This is a genomic window from Variovorax sp. F042 (assembly GCF_057814215.1).
The window spans coordinates 118,233-135,749 of the sequence record NZ_JBVASX010000008.1 but is presented as its reverse complement, the minus strand read 5'-3'; the positions used below and the strand labels follow the sequence as shown (position 1 = coordinate 135,749).

Sequence of the window (17,517 nt, the reverse complement as noted above, 5' to 3'; positions counted from 1 at the left end):
CAGGATGCTTGCAGGCCCTTTGCCGAGAACAGTATAGGCAGGCGGGGGGCGCGCGGGCCGCCCACCGGCGAAGGAGATACACATGGCTATCGACGAAACACGGCTTAACGCGTTCATGGGTAACTTCGTCCACGACATCGGCGCCGTGATGCACGCGGCAACCATCGTCGTCGGCGACCAGCTCGGCCTGTACAAGGCGCTGGCCGAAGGCCCCTCCACCGCGGAGGCACTGGCCCGCCGCACCGAGACCGATCCGCGCTACCTGCGCGAATGGCTCTCGGCCCAGGCCGCCAGCGGCTACGTCGAATACGACCCCAAAGGCGAGCTGTTCTCGCTGACCGAGGAACAGGCCTTCGCGCTCGCCGAGGAAGGCAGCCCGGCCTTCGTGCCCGGCGCCTTCCAGATCGCGGTGGCGCAGTTCAAGATCATTCCCAAGATGGTCCAGGCCATGCGCACGGGCCTGGGCATCGGCTGGCACGAGCACGATGTGGCCCTCTTCCATGGCACCGAGCGCTTCTTCCGGCCCGGCTACGCGGCCAACCTGGTGAGCCAGTGGATCCCGGCGCTCGAGGGCATCGAGCCCCTGCTGAAGCGCGGCGCGCGCGTGGCCGACGTGGGCTGCGGGCACGGTGCATCGACGCTGCTGATGGCGCAGGCCTATCCCGAGTCCAGCTTCGTCGGCTTCGACTATCACGCGCCTTCGATCGAACGTGCCCGCGAAACGGCACGCAAGGCCGGTGTCGACGATGAAAAGCGCCTGCGCTTCGAGGTCGCGAGCGCCAAGGATTTCCCCGGAGAAAACTACGACCTCGTCGCGGTCTTCGACTGCCTGCACGACATGGGCGATCCCGTCGGCGCGGCGGCGCACGTGCGGCGAAGCCTCAAGCCGCAGGGCACCTGGATGATCGTCGAGCCCTTTGCCAACGACCGGCTGGAGGACAACATCAACCCCGTAGGGCGCGTGCTCTATTCGGCCTCGAGCTTCATCTGCACGCCTGCCTCGCGCTCGCAGGAAGTGGGCCTCTGCCTGGGTGCGCAGGCCGGCGAAGCGCGCCTTCGCGAGGTGGTCACGCAAGGCGGCTTCTCGCACTTCCGCCGCGCCAGCGAGACCCCGTTCAACCTGATCTTCGAAGCACGTCCGTAAGGACATTCCAGGAGCCACCATGTCACGCCAATACATCGACTGCCGCGAGTATCCGAGCACGACGAACTGCAGCGTCGCGCTATCTGCCGACTCCGAGAGCGAACTGCTCGATGCTGCCGTGCAGCACGCCGTGGCCGTCCACGGCCATGCCGACACGCCGGAATTGCGCACGCAGCTGGCAAGCCTGTTCAAGACCGGCACGCCGCCGCTGCAGGCGCCCGCGCAGAAGGTGCCCGCCTGACGATCCTGCACGGCGATGAATACCTTCGGGTGCTTTCGATGAGCGCCCGTCGATGAAATCCGGGTAACCCGGTTGAGCGTTGCCCTGCCCGCCAAGCGCACTTTCCGAAGTCGCGCTATGGTTCGCGCTGCCACCCACGGCGAACCAAAAAAAGGCGGGGCCCATGATCGATCTCAACATCAACGGCCAGTCCGTTGCCCTCAACGCGACCGAGGACATGCCCCTGCTCTGGGCATTGCGCGACATCGTCGGCCTGACCGGCACCAAGTTCGGTTGCGGCATCGCGCAGTGCGGCGCCTGCACCGTGCACCTCGACGGCCAGCCCGTGCGCTCATGCGTGCTGCCGGTCGGCTCCATCGGCAAGAAAGCCGTCACCACCATCGAAGCCGTCTCGCAGACGCCTGCGGGCAAGAGCATCCAGAAGGCCTGGCTCGATGTCGACGTGGTGCAGTGCGGCTACTGCCAGTCGGGGCAGATCATGTCGGCAGCAGCGCTGATACAGCGCACGCCCAACCCGAGCGACGCCGACATCGACCTGGCCATGTCGGGCAACGTCTGTCGATGCTGTACCTACTCGCGCATTCGTGCGGCCATCAAGCAGGCCGCCACCGGCAAGGCCGAAGTGCTGCAGTCGGTGGTCGCGATGCCGGCAAGGAGCGCATCGTGAAGGCCGCCGGCATCGGTGGCATCAGCAGGCGCGCCGCCCTGCAGGCCGGCGGCCTTGCGCTGGCCTTCACCTGGGTCGGAGGCGGCAAGGCCTTCGCCGCAATCAGCCCCAGGCAGCAGCCGGCCGACGCGGCCGCCGCGCTCGCCGACGGCAACCCGGCATTCGCGCCGAATGCCTTCATCCGCATCGATGCCGACGGCGGCGTGCGCCTCGTGATGCCGATGGCCGAGATGGGCCAGGCGATCTACACCGGCTCGGCGATGCTGCTGGCCGAGGAACTGGGCGTCGAGCTCGACCAGGTGCGCGTGGAGCATTCGCCGCCGAACGAGGCGCTCTACGGCATGCCGCTGCTCGGCGGGCAGATCACCGGCGGCTCGACCAGCACGCGCGGCACCTATGGCGTGCTGCGCGAAGCTGGCGCCGTGGCGCGCACGCTGCTGGTGAGTGCCGCCGCCGCGCAGTGGAAGGTCGACGCTGCGAGCTGCACGGTCGCGCGCGGCGTGGTGAGCCATGCGGCATCCAGCCGGCAGCTCGGCTTCGGCGCGCTTGCCAGCGCCGCCGCCAAGCTGCCGATGCCGGAAAAGGTGACGCTGAAGGAGCCGAAGGATTTCAAGCTGATCGGCCAGCCGCTGCGGCGCGTCGATTCGGCGGGCAAGGTCAACGGCACCACCCAATTCGGCATCGACGTGCGCCTGCCGGGCATGAAGGTGGCGACGGTCAAGGCCAGCCCCACGCTCGGCGGCGTGCTGGCCTCGGTGGACGACAAGGCAGCGCGGGCGATTCCCGGCGTGATCGACGTGCTGCGCATCAAGGACGCGGTCGCCGTGGTGGGCGAGCATTTCTGGGCCGCGAAGCGGGGCCTCGATGCATTGAAGATCCAGTGGACGCCGGGGCAGAACGCCACGCTCACCACGCAGCAGTTGCGTGCGGCGCTGGCCAACGCGCTGGCAAAAGACAAGGCCATCATCGGCAAGGAAGCCGGCAAGCGGCCCGAGGGCACGCTGGTGCAGGCCACCTACGACCTTCCGATGCTGGCCCACGCGACCATGGAGCCGCTCAACACCACGGTGCACGTGCGGCCCGACCAGTGCGAGATCTGGGTCGGCACGCAGGTGCCCACGCGCTGCGTGAGCGCCGCGGCCAAGATCACCGGCCTGGCCGAAGACAAGGTCGTGGTGCACAACCAGTACCTGGGCGGCGGCTTCGGCCGACGGCTGGAGACCGATTCGGTCGAGCAGGCCGTGGCCTTCGCCAAGCAGGTGCCCTACCCGCTCAAGGTGGTGTGGACGCGCGAGGAAGACATCCGCCACGACATCGTGCGGCCGATGTACCACGACGACATCTCGGCCGTGGTCGACGGCGAGGGCCAGATCCTCTGGTTCGGCGACCGCATCTCGGGCGGCACGGTGCTGGGCCGCTGGGCTCCCGCCTTCATGGGCAAGGACGGCATGGACGGCGACCTGATCGAATGCGTTGCCGAGCCTTGCTACGACCTGCCGAACCTCAAGGTCGAATGGGTACGGCACGACATGCCGGCCGGCCTGAACGTCGGCTGGTGGCGCGGCGTGGGGCCGACGCACAACCTTTTCGTGATGGAGAGCTTCATCGACGAGCTGGCGCACCGCGCGAAGAAAGACCCGGTGGCCTACCGGCGCGCCATGCTGAAGAAGAACCCGCGCACGCTCGCGGTGCTCGACCTGGCGGCAAGCAAGATCGGCTGGGGCCAGGGCACGTTGCCGGCGCGCGTCGGGCGCGGCGTGGCGGTGGGCGATGCCTTCGGCAGCCGCGTGTGCGCCATCGTCGAGGCCGAGGTCACGCCGCAGGGCGAAGTGCGCATGCGGCGCGCGGTGGTCGGGCTCGACTGCGGCATTGCGGTGAACGCGAGTTCCATCGAGGCGCAGATCCAGGGCGGGCTGCTGTTCGGGCTGAGCTCGGCGCTGTTCAGCGAAATCACGGTGCGCGACGGCGCCATCGAGCAGAGCAACTTCCACGACTACCGGATGCTGCGCATCAACGAGGCACCGCCGATAGAGGTGCACACCGTCAAGAGCGGCGAGGTCCCCGGCGGGCTCGGCGAAGTCGGCACCGCCATTGCCGCACCGGCGCTGGCCAACGCGATCTTCGCGGCAACGGGCGTGCGCCTGCGCGAGCTGCCGGTGAACCGCGCGCTGCTGGCGCAGGACAAGGAGGCGCTGAAGAAAAAGATCGCCAGTGCAGGGCTTGGCGAAAGGAGCGCAGCATGAAGCGGCTTCTCAAATTTCTGGTGGCGGTGTTCGTCGTTGGGGCGGCGCTGTATTTCTTCCTGAACCGCACCGACAAGTCCGAGGGCGAGGCGCCCGTGCTGGCCGGCGCGCCCAGCGACGCGGCGCTGCTCGTGCGCGGCGAATACCTCACCAAGGCCGCCGATTGCATCGCGTGCCACACGGTGCCCGGCGGCAAGGGGCAGCCCTTTGCGGGCGGCCTGCCCTTCGTGCTGCCCTTCGGCACGATCTACTCGTCGAACATCACCGCCGACCCGGAGACAGGCATCGGCAAATGGAGCGACGACGACTTCGTGCGCGCGCTGCACGACGGCGTACGTGCGGACGGAAAGCGCCTGTACCCGGCGTTCCCGTACACCTCGTACACCACGCTGAGCCGCAACGACGTGCTCGCGATCAAGGCCTACATCTTCAGCCTGCCCAAGGTGAACCAGCCGAACAAGGAGGCCGACCTGGGCTTCCCGTTCAACCAGCGCTGGGCCATGGGCTTCTGGAACGCGGCCTTCTTCAAGAGCAGCCGTTTCGAGGCCGACGCGTCGAAGCCGCTCGCGTGGAACCAGGGCAAGTACCTCGCCACGGCGCTGGGCCACTGCGCGGAATGCCATACGCCGCGCAACTTCGCCTTCGCGATGGATGCGGGCAACAACCTCGCGGGCGAATCGATCCAGGGCTGGCGCGCCTACAACATCACGTCGGATGCGAAGAACGGCATCGGCGCGTGGAGCGATGCAGAGATTGCCTCGTACCTGACGACCGGGCACGCCGATGGCCGCGGCTCGGCCTCTGGCCCCATGGGCGAGGCTGTGGAGCACAGCCTGCAGTACCTGAAGCCGGAAGACGCCTCGGCGCTGGTGAGCTATCTGCGCACGGTGCCCGCCAAGGCCGGCAAAGACCCGATCGAGGTCGATGCGAAGGCGCCATGGGCCGTGGCCGCGAGCGCGGCGGCGCCTGCCGCCAACACGGCCGAAGGCCACGAGCAAGGCCTGAGGCTCTTCGCGGCGGCATGCGCGAGCTGCCACCAGTGGAACGGACAAGGCCAGCAGACCGCCAACGCGTCGCTGCTCGGAACGCGCGGCGTGAACGACCCCGACGGCTCCAACGTCACGCAGATGATCCTGCAGGGCGTGCGGATGCACGTGCACGACAGGGAGGTCTACATGCCGGCGTTCGGCAAGGCCTACACCGACACCGAAGTCGCGGCGCTCGCCAATTACGTCATCGCGCAGTTCGGCAACAAGCAGGGCACGGTGACGCCGGAATTCGTTGCAAAGCAGCGCACGCGCTAGCTGGATGGGGCGCAGCGCCGCATCTAAACTGAGTCCATGAAAAAGACCGGGGAAGTTCAACGCTGCCTGCAGCCCGTGGTGGAGCTCCGGAAGGAAGCAGCAGCGTACGCGTATTCCGTTCGCGCGCCGCGGTCCAAGGGCGTGATACCGCCCAGTTCGTACCGCGACGGCGGCTTCGCCACGCTTGCCGACTGCCTGAGCGACGTAGCGCGTGCGCTCGGTGGCGACTTCTCACGCATCTACGTGCGGCTCGACGGCCTTTGCGTCGGGGAGCGCGACATCGCGGAATTGCGCCTGGAGCCGGAGAAGGTCGCGGCCGCTTTGAAGGCGGCCTGCGAAATCAACCTGGAGCAACTCTCTGCACCTGGCGGAGACTGATCGCAATCACGAGACCCGCCGCCGCCGCACCTGCGCCGATGAGGAAGACGCCGCTGTAACCCGCCCGGTCAGCCAGAAGCCCGGCCACGGGACCCGTCAGGCCGTAGGCGATGTCCTGGAATGCCGAGAACCCGCCCAGCGCCGTGCCGCGCAGATGCGGCTCCACAAGGCGCACGACTTCGCGGCCCATGGCCGGAAAGATCATCGAGCAGCCGAGCCCTGTGAGAAACGCGCCGACAAGGGCAAGCACCGGATCGGTCGCACTCCAGATCAGGACCTGGCCGAGCGTCTCGACGGCGAGCGATCCGATCGCCACGGGCAGGCCGCCCACGCGGTCCGGCAGATGGCCGAAGAGCACACGGACCAGAACGAATCCGCTGCCGAAGGCTGTCAGGCCCAGCCCGGCATAGCGCCAGTGCTGATCCAGAAAATGGAGCGTGAAGAACGCCCCGATCGCGGCGAAGCCGATGCCCTGGAGGCAGACGATGGAACCGTGCGGCCAGATCCTGCCGATCACGCGCCAGAACGGCGGGCGCTCTGTGCCAGGTTGCGCGGCAACGCCTGCGATGCGCCAGACGGTCAGCAGCCCGAGGCAGGGCAGGATCGCACTGACGCCCATCGCGCCGGCAAATCCGAACCGGTCGAGCAATGCCAGGCCGATGGGCCCGCCAACTGCCAGAGCGCCGTAGATGGCGGCGCCAACCAATGCCAGCACCTGCCCCGAACGGGCGGGACCGACGAGGCCGATGCCCCAGCCGATCACACCGACCGCAACAAGGCTCTCGCCAAGCCCGATAAGCAGCCGGCCGGCGATGAGGACAAGAAAGGCCGTCCACGGCGCCAGGAACGACAGCCCCGCAATCAGCGAGACCACCGCCCCGCCCACATAGAAAGCCAGCCCGCGCGCCACCGCGACCTTGGCCCCGCGACGGTCCGAAAGGCTGCCGGCATGCGCCCGGCTGACGACAGTCGCAAGAAAGGCGATGCCGACGCCGAGCCCGGCCCACACATTGCCGAGCCCCAGCCGCCCGGTCACGAAGATCGGCACGATGGGCAATGACATGCCGACGCAAAGGTAGGAAATGAAGAGGATGGCCGTCAGCAGCAGCAGGCGGCCCTGCGCCGGGTGACGTGTCGAAGATGTTGTCGACTGTGTCGATTGAGAAGTCATGGTGTTGTCCAGGCTGTTCCCCATCGACGGAAGCGCGCAAACGCACGCACTCCGACCGACGAGGATCGTTGAGTGCGTTGCTTGACGTCAGACGCTTACGGCCAGTGCGACTGGCACCGCGGACGCTGTGTCCGCGCTGGTGTTGTTGTCAGCCGAGCCGCATCGACAGCTCGACATCTTCGCCGAACGGCGTGGACATGTAGCCCGCTTCAGGCGAGCGCACGTGCGCCAGGTAGTCGGGGCTGTAGTCGGCGTTGTCGGCGACGATGAAAGCGCCCGGCCGGAGGCGGCTCTCGACCAGCTCCAGGATCTCGGGATAGAGCGCCTTGGCACCGTCGAGCAGCAGCAGGTCGATCGAATCCGGGAGGTTGGCGGCAAGCGTCTGCAGCGCGTCTCCCTCGCGGATTTCGACCAGGTCGTCGAGGCCGCCGGCCGCCAGGTTCTGGCGAGCCCTCGCCACCTTGGACGGCTCGAACTCGGTGGTGATGAGGCGGCCGCCACCGTTGTCCCGAAGGGCCGCGGCGAGGTGCAGGGTCGAGATGCCGAACGAGGTGCCGAACTCGACGATGGTTCGCGCGCCGCTGTTGCGCGCCAGCATGTAGAGCAGCGCGCCCGTCTCGCGCGAGACGGGGAGCGGAACGTCCTTCAGCTTTGCGTAGAAGTCGAGGTAGTCGGTCTTGCTGCGCATCAGGCGCGTGCGCTCTTCGCTGGAGAGGTCAGCGACCGCGGAGCTCATTGCAGGCGACGCGGCGGCGGCCTCTTCGAACAGGCGCTCCAGCAAGGGCTCGAGCGGTGTGGTGGTCAGGGTTGTCACAGGGGTCTTCGTGTTGGAGTGAACGAGCACTCATAATATGAAGGAACATTCACATTTCCTATTCGCGTTGCGAGCCCCACCGATGACCGAACGCCGAAGCGCACCAATCTCCTCTAGAAGACAGCCCAAGCAGGCCCGCTCGACCGGGCTCGTCGCCACGATCCTCGAAGCCGCCCTTCAGGTTTTGGCGAAAGAAGGCGCAAACCGCTTCACCACTACGCGAGTGGCCGAGAGGGCCGGCGTCAGTGTCGGGTCGGTGTATCAGTACTTTCCGAACAAGGCGTCGATCCTCTTTCGCCTCCAGAGCGACGAATGGCGGCAGACGACGGAGATGCTGTGCGGCATCCTCGAAGACGCACAAAGGCCGCCGCTGGAGCGGCTGCGCATGCTGGTGCACGCCTTCATCCGCTCGGAGTGCGAAGAAGCAGGAATGCGTGTGGCGCTGAGCGACGCCGCCCCGCTCTACCGGGACGCACCCGAGGCGCATGAGGCCAGGGCCGCCGGAGACCGCACCGTGCAGGCCTTCATGCAGGAGGCCCTGCCCGATGCCTCCGAAGCCACGCGCGCGTTGGCCGGCGACCTGATCACGACGACGTTCGGCGCAGTGGGAAAGCAGTTCTCGGAAAGCCCGCGAACCGACGCGGAGATCGAAGCCTATGCAGACGCCATGGCCGACATGTTCTGCGCGTACCTCCAAAGCCTCGGGCACGGCCAGAAGAAACGCACCAGCCGTTCAGCGCGGCGTTGACATGGCCTCCGCCAACGCGCCCACACGCCGCAGTGCATGGCGATGGGCATCGTCCCAGCGGCCGGCGAGCCCCAGCCGGATGCAGTGGCGAAAGTGGTTCGTGGCGCTGAACATCGTGCCTGGAGCAATGACGATGCCCTCGGCAAGACAGGCCTGGAACAGCGCGAGCGAATCGGTGCCGTGCGGCAGTTCGACCCACAGGATGAACCCGCCCGGAGGATCGGTGACGCGCGTGCCCTTCGGAAAGTGCTGTGCGATGAGCCCGCGCACTTCATCGACGCGCGCCGCGATGGTCGAGCGCATCTGTCGGTAGTTGGCCTCGATGCCCGGCTGCATCAGCAGGTCGGCCATTGCACGCTGCAGCATCGCCGACTGGCTGCCGCTGGTCACCTGCTTCATGCGCGCCACCTTCGTGCCCCATCGCCCGGCATCGACCCACCCTAATCGCAGCCCGGGTGCGACCGTCTTGGAGAACGAGGAGCACAGCATCACGTGCCCCGTGGTGTCGAAGGAGCGCACGGCACGGCGCTGCTCGTCCTGCTCGGCAAGGTCGTTGTAGGTGACGTCCTCGATCAACGGGATGCCGCGTTCGGCAACCATCTGCGCAAGACGGCGCCGGTCGGCCGGCGGCATGCTCGCGCCCATCGGGTTCGAGAGCGTGGGTACGGCGAGCACGGCTTTCACCGGCTGCGTTTCGAAGGCCAGCTGCAGCGCGTCGAGTGAGATTCCGGTGCGCGGATGCGTCGGAATTTCCAGCGCACGCAGGTGCAGGTCCTCGAGGATCTCCAGAAAGCTGAAAAGCGTTGGTGATTCGAGCGCGACCACGTCGCCGGGCTGCGTTACCGCGCGCAGGCAGAGCGTGATCGATTCGAGGCAGCTGTTCGTCACGACGATGTCGCGCGCGTCGAGCTGGCAGCCCATGCGCAGCGCATGGCGCGCAATCGCGCGGCGCAGGCTCTCATCGCCGGAGCCGACGATGTATTGGGTGAGCGTTGCGCGATGGCGCTGAACGGCGCGGCTGGTCGCGCGGCGTACACGCTCTTCGGCAAACAGGTCCGCGCTCGGGCATGCGGCGCCGAAAGAGACGTAGCCCGGGTCGTGCGCGAGCTGCATCACGCGCGCTGCGAGCGAACTGACATCGACCGCCATCGAGTCCGCAGGCGGGTTCGAGGTTTCTGGCTCGGGTGGCCTCGGCGGGCGGGCCGCGACGAAGTAGCCCGAGCGCGGCCGCGCCACGATCAGGCGTGAATCCTCCAGCATGCGGTAGGCCTGCACCACCGTGCCCAGCGACACGCTGTGATGCCGCGCCAGTTCGCGCACCGACGGAATGCGCTCGCCCCGCGCGAGCGTGCCGGTGCGGATCGGCATGGCGATCGATTCGGCGATCTGCAGGTACAGCACCTCGGCTTGGTCGTGCTCGGGCATGGCCGCATTCTGTACCGCACCAGCGCGGCCCGACAGGTACAGATGGCGGCCGCCGCGACTGGCACAGATGCGGCTGCGCCCGGTCTGTACCACTCCAGATGGCGAATGCCTGTGGCTGTGCAGCTCGACGCCCGATCTCTACTGTCGAGTCCATGAACACACTCACCCACACCCCATCGCCCGGAACACGCCACGGCGCATCCGCCCCGTCTCTCATGACGCTACCCATCGGCGAGGCGCGCACGCTGCGCCACCGCGCCGGCGCACGCCTCGAAGTGACGAGCGGCCGCGTGTGGCTCACCGAACCCGGCGACCTCGACGACCACTTCGTCGCCGGCGGCGAATCGCTGCTGCTGCACCACAACGGGCCGGTCGTGGTGCAGAGCGATGGAGCAAGCGCCGCGGTGCTGCGCATCGTCACGTCGTCTTCCGCACGGAGGCTGCCATGGTCCCCCTGACCGATCTGGCGATCTTTGCCGGTGCGGTGGTTCTGCTGGCCATCACGCCCGGGCCCAACATGGTGTATCTGATCTCGCGGTCGATCTGCCAGGGCCGGCAGGCCGGTTTTGTTTCGCTGCTCGGCGTGCTCGCCGGATTCATCGCGCACATGATGGCGGCCGCGCTGGGCCTCTCGGCGCTGTTCGTGACCGTGCCGCTGGCGTATGAGCTGCTGAAGTGGGCGGGCGCTGTGTACCTGGCGTACCTGGCCTGGCAGGCGGTTCGGCCCGGCGCGCGCTCGCCGTTTCAGGGGCGGCAGCTGCCGCATGACTCGCCCCGCAAGCTCTTCGTCATGGGGCTGCTGACGAACCTGCTGAATCCGAAGGTCGCGTTCTTCTATCTCTCGCTGTTCCCGCAGTTCATTTCGCCGGAGCACGGCTCCTTGTTCGCGCAGAGCCTGATCCTCGGCGCCACGCAGATCGCGATCAGCTTTGTCGTGCTGCTGACCATGGCGATGTCTGCCTCCCGCATTGCCGGATGGTTCGAGCACAACCCGCATTGGCTGGCCGTGCAGCGCTATGCGATGGGTTCGGTGCTGGGCGGCCTGGCCGCACGCCTGGCGGTCTCCCAAAGGCCGGGCGCTTAGCTCGCCTTGCGGGCGGATCTTTGTATCCGTCGCGAATCATTGGTTACTTTCAGACGCAGTTCAGGGTAGACCTGCGTCAGACGGCGCTGCGCCTGTAGTGCCGTAGGCCTCAGTACGCAGCCTCGGGACGGGCCTGGTGCTCCCGTTCCTCGCCTATCACTCCCTCAGGGGGTACCCGCTTTCAGGCATATCGCCAGCGTGTACGCGTACTTACATTTTTGACTTGTAAATGGAAAACGACGGAACGCACAGGCGCAAGAGAGAGCGCACCTGCGCACGGGAGCCTGCCTGTCAGGTAACAACAAACGAACAAATTGAAGCCATGAACAAGATTTTTCGCACCCTCTGGAATCCGACGCTCGGCACTTGGGTCGCCGCTCCTGAAACATCTCGCGGCCACGCGCGATCGGCCAGACTAGGCGAACTGGGGGCCGTCGCCGTCGCGGTGCTGCTCCTGGGCGCCGGGCCGGCGATGGCGGCCGGCGGCGCTGGCGGGCAGCCCGTCGGCGACCCTTCGCTGCACGCCGGCGCGGGCGGCAGCAACGGCAGCGGTGGCAGCGGCGGGCTCAACGACACCACGGTGGGTGCGAACGGCGGAGCCGGCGGATCGTCGACCGATGCCGGCGTTACGGCGGGCTCCACTGCCAACATCGGCTCCTTTGCCGGCGCTACCGCAGGCACGGGCGGCGCGGCGGGCACGACCAGCAACGTCGTCAGCCCCGGCGTACTGCAGGGCGACAACGGCGGCGCGGGCCAATCGCAGACCGGCGACGCCGCCAACGGCAACGGATATGGCGGCGGCGGTGGCGGCGGATTCCAGGGCTCGTCGATCGGCAGCGCCGTTACCTCCTCTTCCAACAGCTACACCGGCGGCACCGGGGGCGTGGGCGGCAACGGTTATTGGGCTGCCGGCGGCGGCGGCGCGGGCGGCTTCGGCTCCATCCTCATCGGGCCGACCGGCAACTACACGGCCTCCGGCAGTTCCACGGGCGGCGCGGGCGGCAATGGCGGCAATGCCTTCTCGCAAGCCGGTGGCGGCGGCAGCGGCGGCGGCGGGTTCTTCCTGAATGCCACGACGGCGGGGCTCACCTTCACCAACAGCGGCACCATCGCTGGCGGTGCGGGCGGCACCGGCGGATCGGAACTGCTGCCGGCGCGCAGCAACGCATCGGGCGGCGGCGGCGGGGCCGGCGGCAACGGCATCACGCTGGCCGGCAGCGCGGTGTCGGTGACCAACACCGGCACGGTCACCGGTGGCGCAGGGGGTGCAGGCGGAGCCGGTGGCGGCGGCGCGGGCGGCACCGGTGCACCGGGGGCTGGCGGCGACGGCGGCATCGGCTTGTGGGCCACGGGTGCCAGCGCAACGATCACCAACAGCGGCTCCATCACCGGCGGGGCCGGCAGCACCGGTGGCTCCAACAGCAACGGGGGCGCGAGCGGCGCCAACGGTGTGGGCGGCGTCGGCGTGATGGGCGCCAACCTCACCATCGCCAACAGCGGCGCCATCTCGGGCGGGCTGGCCGGCGACGGCCTCACCCGTGCGTCGGCCGTGGAATTCACCGGCGGCAGCAACAGCCTGACCCTGAACGCCGGCGCGGCGCTGACGGGCGCCGTTGCCATCGACAGTGGCGCCACCGCCAGCGTGATTGCCGGCGCCGACGGCCTGAGCATGAGCAATGCCCTGCTTCTGGGCGGCACGGGCACCATCAACACCAATGGCCACGACATGGGCTGGTCGGGCCCGATCTCGGGCGCCGGCGACCTGGTGAAGAGTGGCGCAGGCACCCTGACCCTGGCCGGCGCCAACATCTACACCGGCGCCACCAACGTCGCCGCCGGCACCTTGCGCGCCGGTGCGGCCAACGCACTCAGCAGCGCCAGCGCCTTCACGGTCGCATCGGGCGCCACGCTCGACCTGGCCGGCCGGAGCCAGACCATCGCGTCGATGGCCAACGGCGGCACCGTCTCGCTGGTGGGTACCGCGCCCGGCACCACCCTCACGGTGACCGGCCCGTGGGTGGGCAGCGGCGGCACGCTGCGCCTTGGCACGGCGCTGGGCGACAGCAGCAGCGCAAGCGACCGGCTGATCCTCAGCGGCAGCACCGCCATTGCCAGCGGCACGACCAACGTGCAGATCACCAACCTCGGAGGCCTGGGCGCGCTGACCAGCGGCAGCGGCATCGAAGTCGTGAGCGCGCTGAACGGGGCGACGACCACCGCACAGACCACGAAGAGCGCCTTCGCCCTGGCAGGCGGCCACGTCGATGCCGGCGCCTACGAGTACCGGCTGTACGCCGCCGACGCAAGTGGCGCGGGCGAGAACTGGTACTTGCGCTCCACTGCCACCGTCGTTCCACCGGCCAGCGGTGGCGGAAGCGGCGGCGGCGTGACCGTGCCCACCTACCGCACCGAAGTGCCGCTCTACGCCGCGCTGCCCGAGCAGTTCCGCCAGTCCAACCTGGCGATGCTCGGCAACATGCATCAGCGCGTAGGCGACGACGGCCCGACCGGCGCCAACACCGCCACGCCAGACCAGGGCTACCGCCAGGCTTGGGCCCGCATCATCAGCACCGACCGCACCATCAGCCAGAGCGGCACCGTCAGCCCCACCAGCAAGGGGCGCCTCACGGGCTTCCAGGCCGGCACCGACCTGTGGGCCGATGCCAACTGGCGCGCCGGCGTCTACGTCGGCCAGCTCGACGGCGACATGAGCGTGACCGGCTTCGCGCGCGGCATCGTGAACTACGCAGCCGGCTCCAACGACCTGCGCAGCCAGTACCTGGGCGCCTACGCCACCTGGAAGAACGACAGCGGCCTGTACGTCGACGGCGTGCTGCAGGCCGGGCGCCACCGCTACACCGTGTCGCCCACGCTGGGCTTCGGCAGCTCCGGCAAGGGCAGCAGCCTGCTGGCCTCCATCGAGGTGGGCCAGGCCTTCAACATCGCCCCGGGCTGGACCATCGAGCCCCAGTTGCAGCTGGTGCATCAGCGCGTGAACCTCGACGACGGCAGCATCACGGGCGCCCTGGTGCAACAAGACAGCCACAACGGCTGGCTGGCGCGCGCGGGCGTGCGGGTCAAGGGCGAGATCGCTACATCCGCCGGCCTGCTGCAGCCCTATGTGCGGGCCAATGTCTACCGCAGCAGCAGCGGCACCGACGTCAGCCGCTTCATCGGCCCGGCCGCGTACACCGACATCGCCACCCGCACAGGCGGCACGAGCACCGAGCTAGCGGTGGGCGCCACGCTGCAGCTGACGCCAAGCACCAGCGTGTATGCGGAACTCGGCAAGCTGTGGGACTCGGGCGGCGCGACGCGCACGAAGAGCGGAGTCAACGGCAGCGTGGGCGTGAAGATCCGCTGGTGAGGCGCAGCGTCAGTGCGACCCGTTGTCGCGGTCCGCGCGGACCGTTTCGACGACTGACATCACCGCATCGATCACCGCAGCCGGGTCGTCGAACTGGATGTCGTGCCCGGCGTTCGGCAACAGCCGGTGCGTGCTGCGCGAGGACCATGTCGCCATGTCCTCGTGCAGCTTCTCCCAGATGGCCTGCACCTGCTTGCCCTGCTCGGGCGTGATCTTCATTCCCCGGAGTTCAGCCTCGGTGTAAGGCGCCATCGCGGTGAGCACCACCAGCGGCCGGTTGCCCAAGTTCCGAAAGGCACCGGCCTCGGCGAGCGACGCATCGGTCGCATCGCTCTCCGCCAGTTGCGTGACCATCGACTTCGGCGCAAATGCGTGAACCGCCTGCGCATCGCGCGCCGTCTGGTTCGGTGCCTGCGGCAGCAGCGAGGGAGCCGCCGCGCGCAACAGGCCGGACCACGCAAGCCACACGGCGATGCGAGAGCGCAGCGACCGCGTCTCCGTCATGAAAGCCGCGACACGCGCGACCTGGTCCGGATGCGATGGGTCGACAAGAACCAGCCCCGCCACCTCGGCGCCGAAGTACTTCGTGAAGCTCGTCGCATAAAGACCGCCCAGCGACTGGCCGACCAGCACGAAGGGGCCGTGCTCGCCCGCACGGGTCAGGGCCTCGTGAAGGTCTTGCGCCACCTGCCTGGCGCTATAGGGTGCATCCGAAGCGTCGCTCCACATCAAGCCCGCGCGGCTGTACGAGCACGCACGCGTGTGTGCCGCGACCTTCGACTGCACGGCCGACCAGCTCAACGAACCGTCGACGCTCAGCCCCGCCTCGAACACGACGGTGGGCGAGCCCGAGCCGCGGCAATCCAGGTGGATTTTTCGCCCGCCGATGTCGACCATCTTCCCCGGCGCGGGAAAGTCGCGCGCCGCGCGGTAGCGGCCGACCTGCTCGTACACGACACCCACGAGGACGACCAGCGCGACGATTGCCGTGCTCCAGAGGACGATGCGCATCAGCAGACTTTTGAACGAGGGCTTCACTGGTCCGGATAGTGCCACCGCCGCACCGGCCCCGGAACAAAGGCATTGGTGCGCGCGATGTACTCGCGGTATGCGGGGCGACGCTCGTCGATGTCGGCCTCGAGCATGCGCACGCCCGAGACCTTGAGCAGCAGCCACGTCATGAGCAGCGGCGACACCACGCTCCACGCGCCGCTCCACCCTGCCCCGCCCACAGCCATGAGCCAAATGCCCCACCAGACGCAGGCCTCACCGAAGTAGTTAGGGTGCCGTGTGTAGCGCCACAGGCCGCGGTCCATCACCTGGCCCGCATTCTTCGGGTCGGACCTGAAACGCGCCATCTGCGCATCGCCAATGGCCTCGAAGAAGATGCCGAACAGCGCCAGTGCCACGCCCAACACATCGAGCACGCCCAGCGATCGTGCCGCCAACATGCCCGGCAGAAAAGGCGCGGAGACGATCCACGCCAGCACCGCCTGCAAGGCGAACACGAGATACAGGCTCCTGAAGCCGAAGTTCGGCTGGTTGCGCGCGCGAATCGCCTGATAGCGCCGGTCCTCGCCATGACCCCAGTTGCGCCAGGTGATGTACAGACACAGCCGCACCGCCCACGCCGCGCCGAGCACGGCCATCCACAACCCGCGCGCCGTCTGCACCGGCAGCAGCGCGAAATACACGAGGCCCGCGCCCACGATGAAGACCGGCCACATGCGATCGACAAGGCTGGCGTCGTGGCGCACGAGGCTCGCCACCCATGTCAGCAGCGCCAGCGATGCGGTCCATGCCAGGCCCGCCAGCGCTACCTCTGCCACGCCGCTCATGCCCTGCGCTCGAACAGATAGTGGCTCACCCACCAACGCTGCCCATGGTCGAAGCCGAACAGCTCCGCCACCGACATGAAGAACAGCCGCCAGCGCGTCCACCACACATTGGCCTCGACACCGTACGTGGCCTGGAACAGCGGCCGCAACGCATCACGCCGCTCGTCCATGTTGCGCAGCCAGGCCTCGGCCGTGCGCTGGTAATGACTGCCTTCCCAGCGCCAGCGGCGCAGCAGCCGCAAGTCGTCCTGGCAGTGCAGTGCCAGATCGTCGCTGGGCATCATGCCGCCGGAGAAAAAATACTTGCTCATCCAGTCGCTCGGGTCGCGCACCTCGAAAGGGTACGGCGCCTCGCGATGGGCAAACACATGCATGAAGAAGCGCCCCTCGGGCTTGAGCCAGCGCGCCACATTGGCAAAAGCCTGCGGCCAGTTGCGCAGGTGCTCGAACATCTCGACGGACACCACGCGGTCGTAGCGCTCGTCGGTGTCGAAGACGTTGATGTCGCGCGTCAGCACGCGCACGTTGCCCAGCCCCCGCTGCGCCGCCTGCGTCTCGATGTACTCGCGCTGCGAATTCGAGTTAGACAGCGCCGTGATCCGGCTGCCCGGATAGCGCTCGGCCATCCACAGCGTGAGCGAACCCCAGCCACAGCCCAGCTCCAGCACGTCTTGCCCATTGCCCAGGCCGGCGCGCTCGCAGGTGGCAGCCAGCGCGGCGGACTCGGCATCTTCCAGCGTGCGGGTGCCCTCGGGCCAGTAGCAGCTGCTGTACTTGCGGTGATTGCCCAGCACCTCGGCGAAGAAGGCGGCGGGCACTTCGTAGTGCTGCTCGTTGGCTTTCTCGGGCAGGGGTGCCAGGTTTTCAGCGGCCATGCGGGCGACGAAGTCTTGCGTCAGATCGGCCACGGCCAGGGCGTTACCGGCGTGCAGTTCGGCGAGCCGGTCTTTCAGCAGGCGGCGGATGCCCTGGCGGACGACGGTGTCAGGCACCAGGCCCTTTTCGACCCAGCGGATGGCGAATGCGATGTCCTGCGGCATGTGCGGGTTCCTCGTTGGGGGCACGTCGGTGTGCGTGCCGTAGACATCTGTAC

16 protein-coding genes are annotated in these 17,517 nt (G+C 68.1%); 10 read left to right on the top strand and 6 right to left on the bottom strand.

All coding sequences use genetic code 11. From position 1 onward, the window contains the following. The first annotated feature begins 82 nt into the window (after positions 1–82). The 6 genes from ACZYSP_RS23330 to ACZYSP_RS23305 all read left to right on the top strand — a co-directional run bounded on the left by ACZYSP_RS23330 (position 83) and on the right by ACZYSP_RS23305 (position 5,977). Positions 83–1,144, top strand: a complete 1,062-nt coding sequence (locus ACZYSP_RS23330; RefSeq protein ID WP_489016860.1) for a class I SAM-dependent methyltransferase — start codon at positions 83–85, stop codon at positions 1,142–1,144. A 19-nt stretch (positions 1,145–1,163) separates the two neighbouring features. Next, complete coding sequence (locus tag ACZYSP_RS23325; protein WP_093059467.1) at positions 1,164–1,385, top strand: DUF1059 domain-containing protein; 222 nt, start codon at positions 1,164–1,166, stop codon at positions 1,383–1,385. A 163-nt stretch (positions 1,386–1,548) separates the two neighbouring features. Further along, positions 1,549–2,052, top strand: coding sequence for a (2Fe-2S)-binding protein (locus ACZYSP_RS23320; RefSeq protein WP_307614888.1), 504 nt, complete (start codon positions 1,549–1,551; stop codon positions 2,050–2,052). Then, positions 1,947–4,295: a xanthine dehydrogenase family protein molybdopterin-binding subunit gene (locus tag ACZYSP_RS23315; RefSeq protein ID WP_489016858.1), complete on the top strand. Its 2,349-nt coding sequence runs from the start codon at positions 1,947–1,949 to the stop codon at positions 4,293–4,295. The genes ACZYSP_RS23320 and ACZYSP_RS23315 overlap by 106 nt, the downstream gene beginning before the upstream one ends. Then, positions 4,292–5,599, top strand: coding sequence for a c-type cytochrome (locus ACZYSP_RS23310; protein ID WP_097198582.1), 1,308 nt, complete (start codon positions 4,292–4,294; stop codon positions 5,597–5,599). Before ACZYSP_RS23315 ends, ACZYSP_RS23310 begins: the two co-directional genes overlap by 4 nt. A gap of 36 nt (positions 5,600–5,635) precedes the next feature. After that, entirely contained in the window at positions 5,636–5,977 is a 342-nt protein-coding gene (locus ACZYSP_RS23305) for a hypothetical protein (protein ID WP_093059460.1), read from the top strand. Here ACZYSP_RS23305 and ACZYSP_RS23300 read toward each other — a convergent pair. Both ACZYSP_RS23300 and ACZYSP_RS23295 read right to left on the bottom strand, forming a co-directional pair. After that, positions 5,940–7,148, bottom strand: a complete 1,209-nt coding sequence (locus tag ACZYSP_RS23300) for an MFS transporter (RefSeq protein WP_489016855.1) — start codon at positions 7,146–7,148, stop codon at positions 5,940–5,942. The genes ACZYSP_RS23305 and ACZYSP_RS23300 overlap by 38 nt on opposite strands. A 148-nt stretch (positions 7,149–7,296) precedes the next feature. Next, on the bottom strand, positions 7,297–7,962 hold the full coding sequence (locus ACZYSP_RS23295) for an O-methyltransferase (RefSeq protein WP_489016853.1): 666 nt from the start codon (positions 7,960–7,962) through the stop codon (positions 7,297–7,299). An 82-nt stretch (positions 7,963–8,044) separates the two neighbouring features. Between ACZYSP_RS23295 and ACZYSP_RS23290 the strand changes: the two genes are divergently transcribed. Continuing rightward, positions 8,045–8,710, top strand: coding sequence for a TetR/AcrR family transcriptional regulator (locus tag ACZYSP_RS23290; protein WP_489016851.1), 666 nt, complete (start codon positions 8,045–8,047; stop codon positions 8,708–8,710). Here ACZYSP_RS23290 and ACZYSP_RS23285 read toward each other — a convergent pair. Beyond that, positions 8,696–10,135: an aminotransferase-like domain-containing protein gene (locus ACZYSP_RS23285; protein ID WP_093179977.1), complete on the bottom strand. Its 1,440-nt coding sequence runs from the start codon at positions 10,133–10,135 to the stop codon at positions 8,696–8,698. The genes ACZYSP_RS23290 and ACZYSP_RS23285 overlap by 15 nt on opposite strands. A gap of 152 nt (positions 10,136–10,287) precedes the next feature. Between ACZYSP_RS23285 and ACZYSP_RS23280 the strand changes: the two genes are divergently transcribed. From ACZYSP_RS23280 to ACZYSP_RS23270, 3 genes are all read left to right on the top strand, one after another. After that, positions 10,288–10,593 (top strand): DUF2917 domain-containing protein, encoded by a 306-nt coding sequence (locus tag ACZYSP_RS23280; protein WP_489016849.1) that lies wholly within the window; start codon positions 10,288–10,290, stop codon positions 10,591–10,593. Next, on the top strand, positions 10,581–11,219 hold the full coding sequence (locus ACZYSP_RS23275; protein ID WP_489016847.1) for a LysE family translocator: 639 nt from the start codon (positions 10,581–10,583) through the stop codon (positions 11,217–11,219). Before ACZYSP_RS23280 ends, ACZYSP_RS23275 begins: the two co-directional genes overlap by 13 nt. Positions 11,220–11,541: 322 nt before the next feature. Beyond that, complete coding sequence (locus tag ACZYSP_RS23270) at positions 11,542–14,586, top strand: autotransporter outer membrane beta-barrel domain-containing protein (RefSeq protein WP_489016845.1); 3,045 nt, start codon at positions 11,542–11,544, stop codon at positions 14,584–14,586. Positions 14,587–14,595: 9 nt separating this feature from the next. Here ACZYSP_RS23270 and ACZYSP_RS23265 read toward each other — a convergent pair whose 3' ends face one another. Genes ACZYSP_RS23265 through ACZYSP_RS23255 form a run of 3 tightly spaced genes read right to left on the bottom strand, consistent with a single transcriptional unit; the run spans position 14,596 to position 17,464 of the window. After that, the gene (locus ACZYSP_RS23265; protein ID WP_489016843.1) at positions 14,596–15,597 is read right to left on the bottom strand and encodes an alpha/beta fold hydrolase; all 1,002 of its coding nucleotides are present in this window, start codon (positions 15,595–15,597) and stop codon (positions 14,596–14,598) included. 23 nt (positions 15,598–15,620) lie between these two features. Next, positions 15,621–16,424 carry a DUF1295 domain-containing protein gene (locus ACZYSP_RS23260; RefSeq protein ID WP_489016841.1) on the bottom strand — a complete coding sequence of 268 codons (804 nt, stop codon included), beginning with the start codon at positions 16,422–16,424 and terminating at the stop codon, positions 15,621–15,623. Further along, positions 16,421–17,464 (bottom strand): SAM-dependent methyltransferase, encoded by a 1,044-nt coding sequence (locus tag ACZYSP_RS23255; protein WP_489016839.1) that lies wholly within the window; start codon positions 17,462–17,464, stop codon positions 16,421–16,423. The genes ACZYSP_RS23260 and ACZYSP_RS23255 overlap by 4 nt, the downstream gene beginning before the upstream one ends. Between the last annotated feature and the right edge of the window lie 53 nt (positions 17,465–17,517).

Excerpts from the sequence above, each read along its gene's own strand:
- ACZYSP_RS23275 (WP_489016847.1), top strand. The coding sequence starts at position 10,581 with ATGGTCCCCCTGACCGATCTGGCGATCTTTGCCGGTGCGGTGGTTCTG.
- ACZYSP_RS23330 (WP_489016860.1), top strand. The coding sequence starts at position 83 with ATGGCTATCGACGAAACACGGCTTAACGCGTTCATGGGTAACTTCGTC.
- ACZYSP_RS23325 (WP_093059467.1), top strand. The coding sequence starts at position 1,164 with ATGTCACGCCAATACATCGACTGCCGCGAGTATCCGAGCACGACGAAC.
- ACZYSP_RS23305 (WP_093059460.1), top strand. The coding sequence starts at position 5,636 with ATGAAAAAGACCGGGGAAGTTCAACGCTGCCTGCAGCCCGTGGTGGAG.
- ACZYSP_RS23280 (WP_489016849.1), top strand. The coding sequence starts at position 10,288 with ATGAACACACTCACCCACACCCCATCGCCCGGAACACGCCACGGCGCA.
- ACZYSP_RS23260 (WP_489016841.1), bottom strand. The coding sequence starts at position 16,424 with ATGAGCGGCGTGGCAGAGGTAGCGCTGGCGGGCCTGGCATGGACCGCA.
- ACZYSP_RS23270 (WP_489016845.1), top strand. The coding sequence starts at position 11,542 with ATGAACAAGATTTTTCGCACCCTCTGGAATCCGACGCTCGGCACTTGG.
- ACZYSP_RS23290 (WP_489016851.1), top strand. The coding sequence starts at position 8,045 with ATGACCGAACGCCGAAGCGCACCAATCTCCTCTAGAAGACAGCCCAAG.
- ACZYSP_RS23285 (WP_093179977.1), bottom strand. The coding sequence starts at position 10,135 with ATGCCCGAGCACGACCAAGCCGAGGTGCTGTACCTGCAGATCGCCGAA.
- ACZYSP_RS23320 (WP_307614888.1), top strand. The coding sequence starts at position 1,549 with ATGATCGATCTCAACATCAACGGCCAGTCCGTTGCCCTCAACGCGACC.
- ACZYSP_RS23310 (WP_097198582.1), top strand. The coding sequence starts at position 4,292 with ATGAAGCGGCTTCTCAAATTTCTGGTGGCGGTGTTCGTCGTTGGGGCG.
- ACZYSP_RS23265 (WP_489016843.1), bottom strand. The coding sequence starts at position 15,597 with ATGCGCATCGTCCTCTGGAGCACGGCAATCGTCGCGCTGGTCGTCCTC.
- ACZYSP_RS23255 (WP_489016839.1), bottom strand. The coding sequence starts at position 17,464 with ATGCCGCAGGACATCGCATTCGCCATCCGCTGGGTCGAAAAGGGCCTG.
- ACZYSP_RS23315 (WP_489016858.1), top strand. The coding sequence starts at position 1,947 with ATGCTGTACCTACTCGCGCATTCGTGCGGCCATCAAGCAGGCCGCCAC.
- ACZYSP_RS23300 (WP_489016855.1), bottom strand. The coding sequence starts at position 7,148 with ATGACTTCTCAATCGACACAGTCGACAACATCTTCGACACGTCACCCG.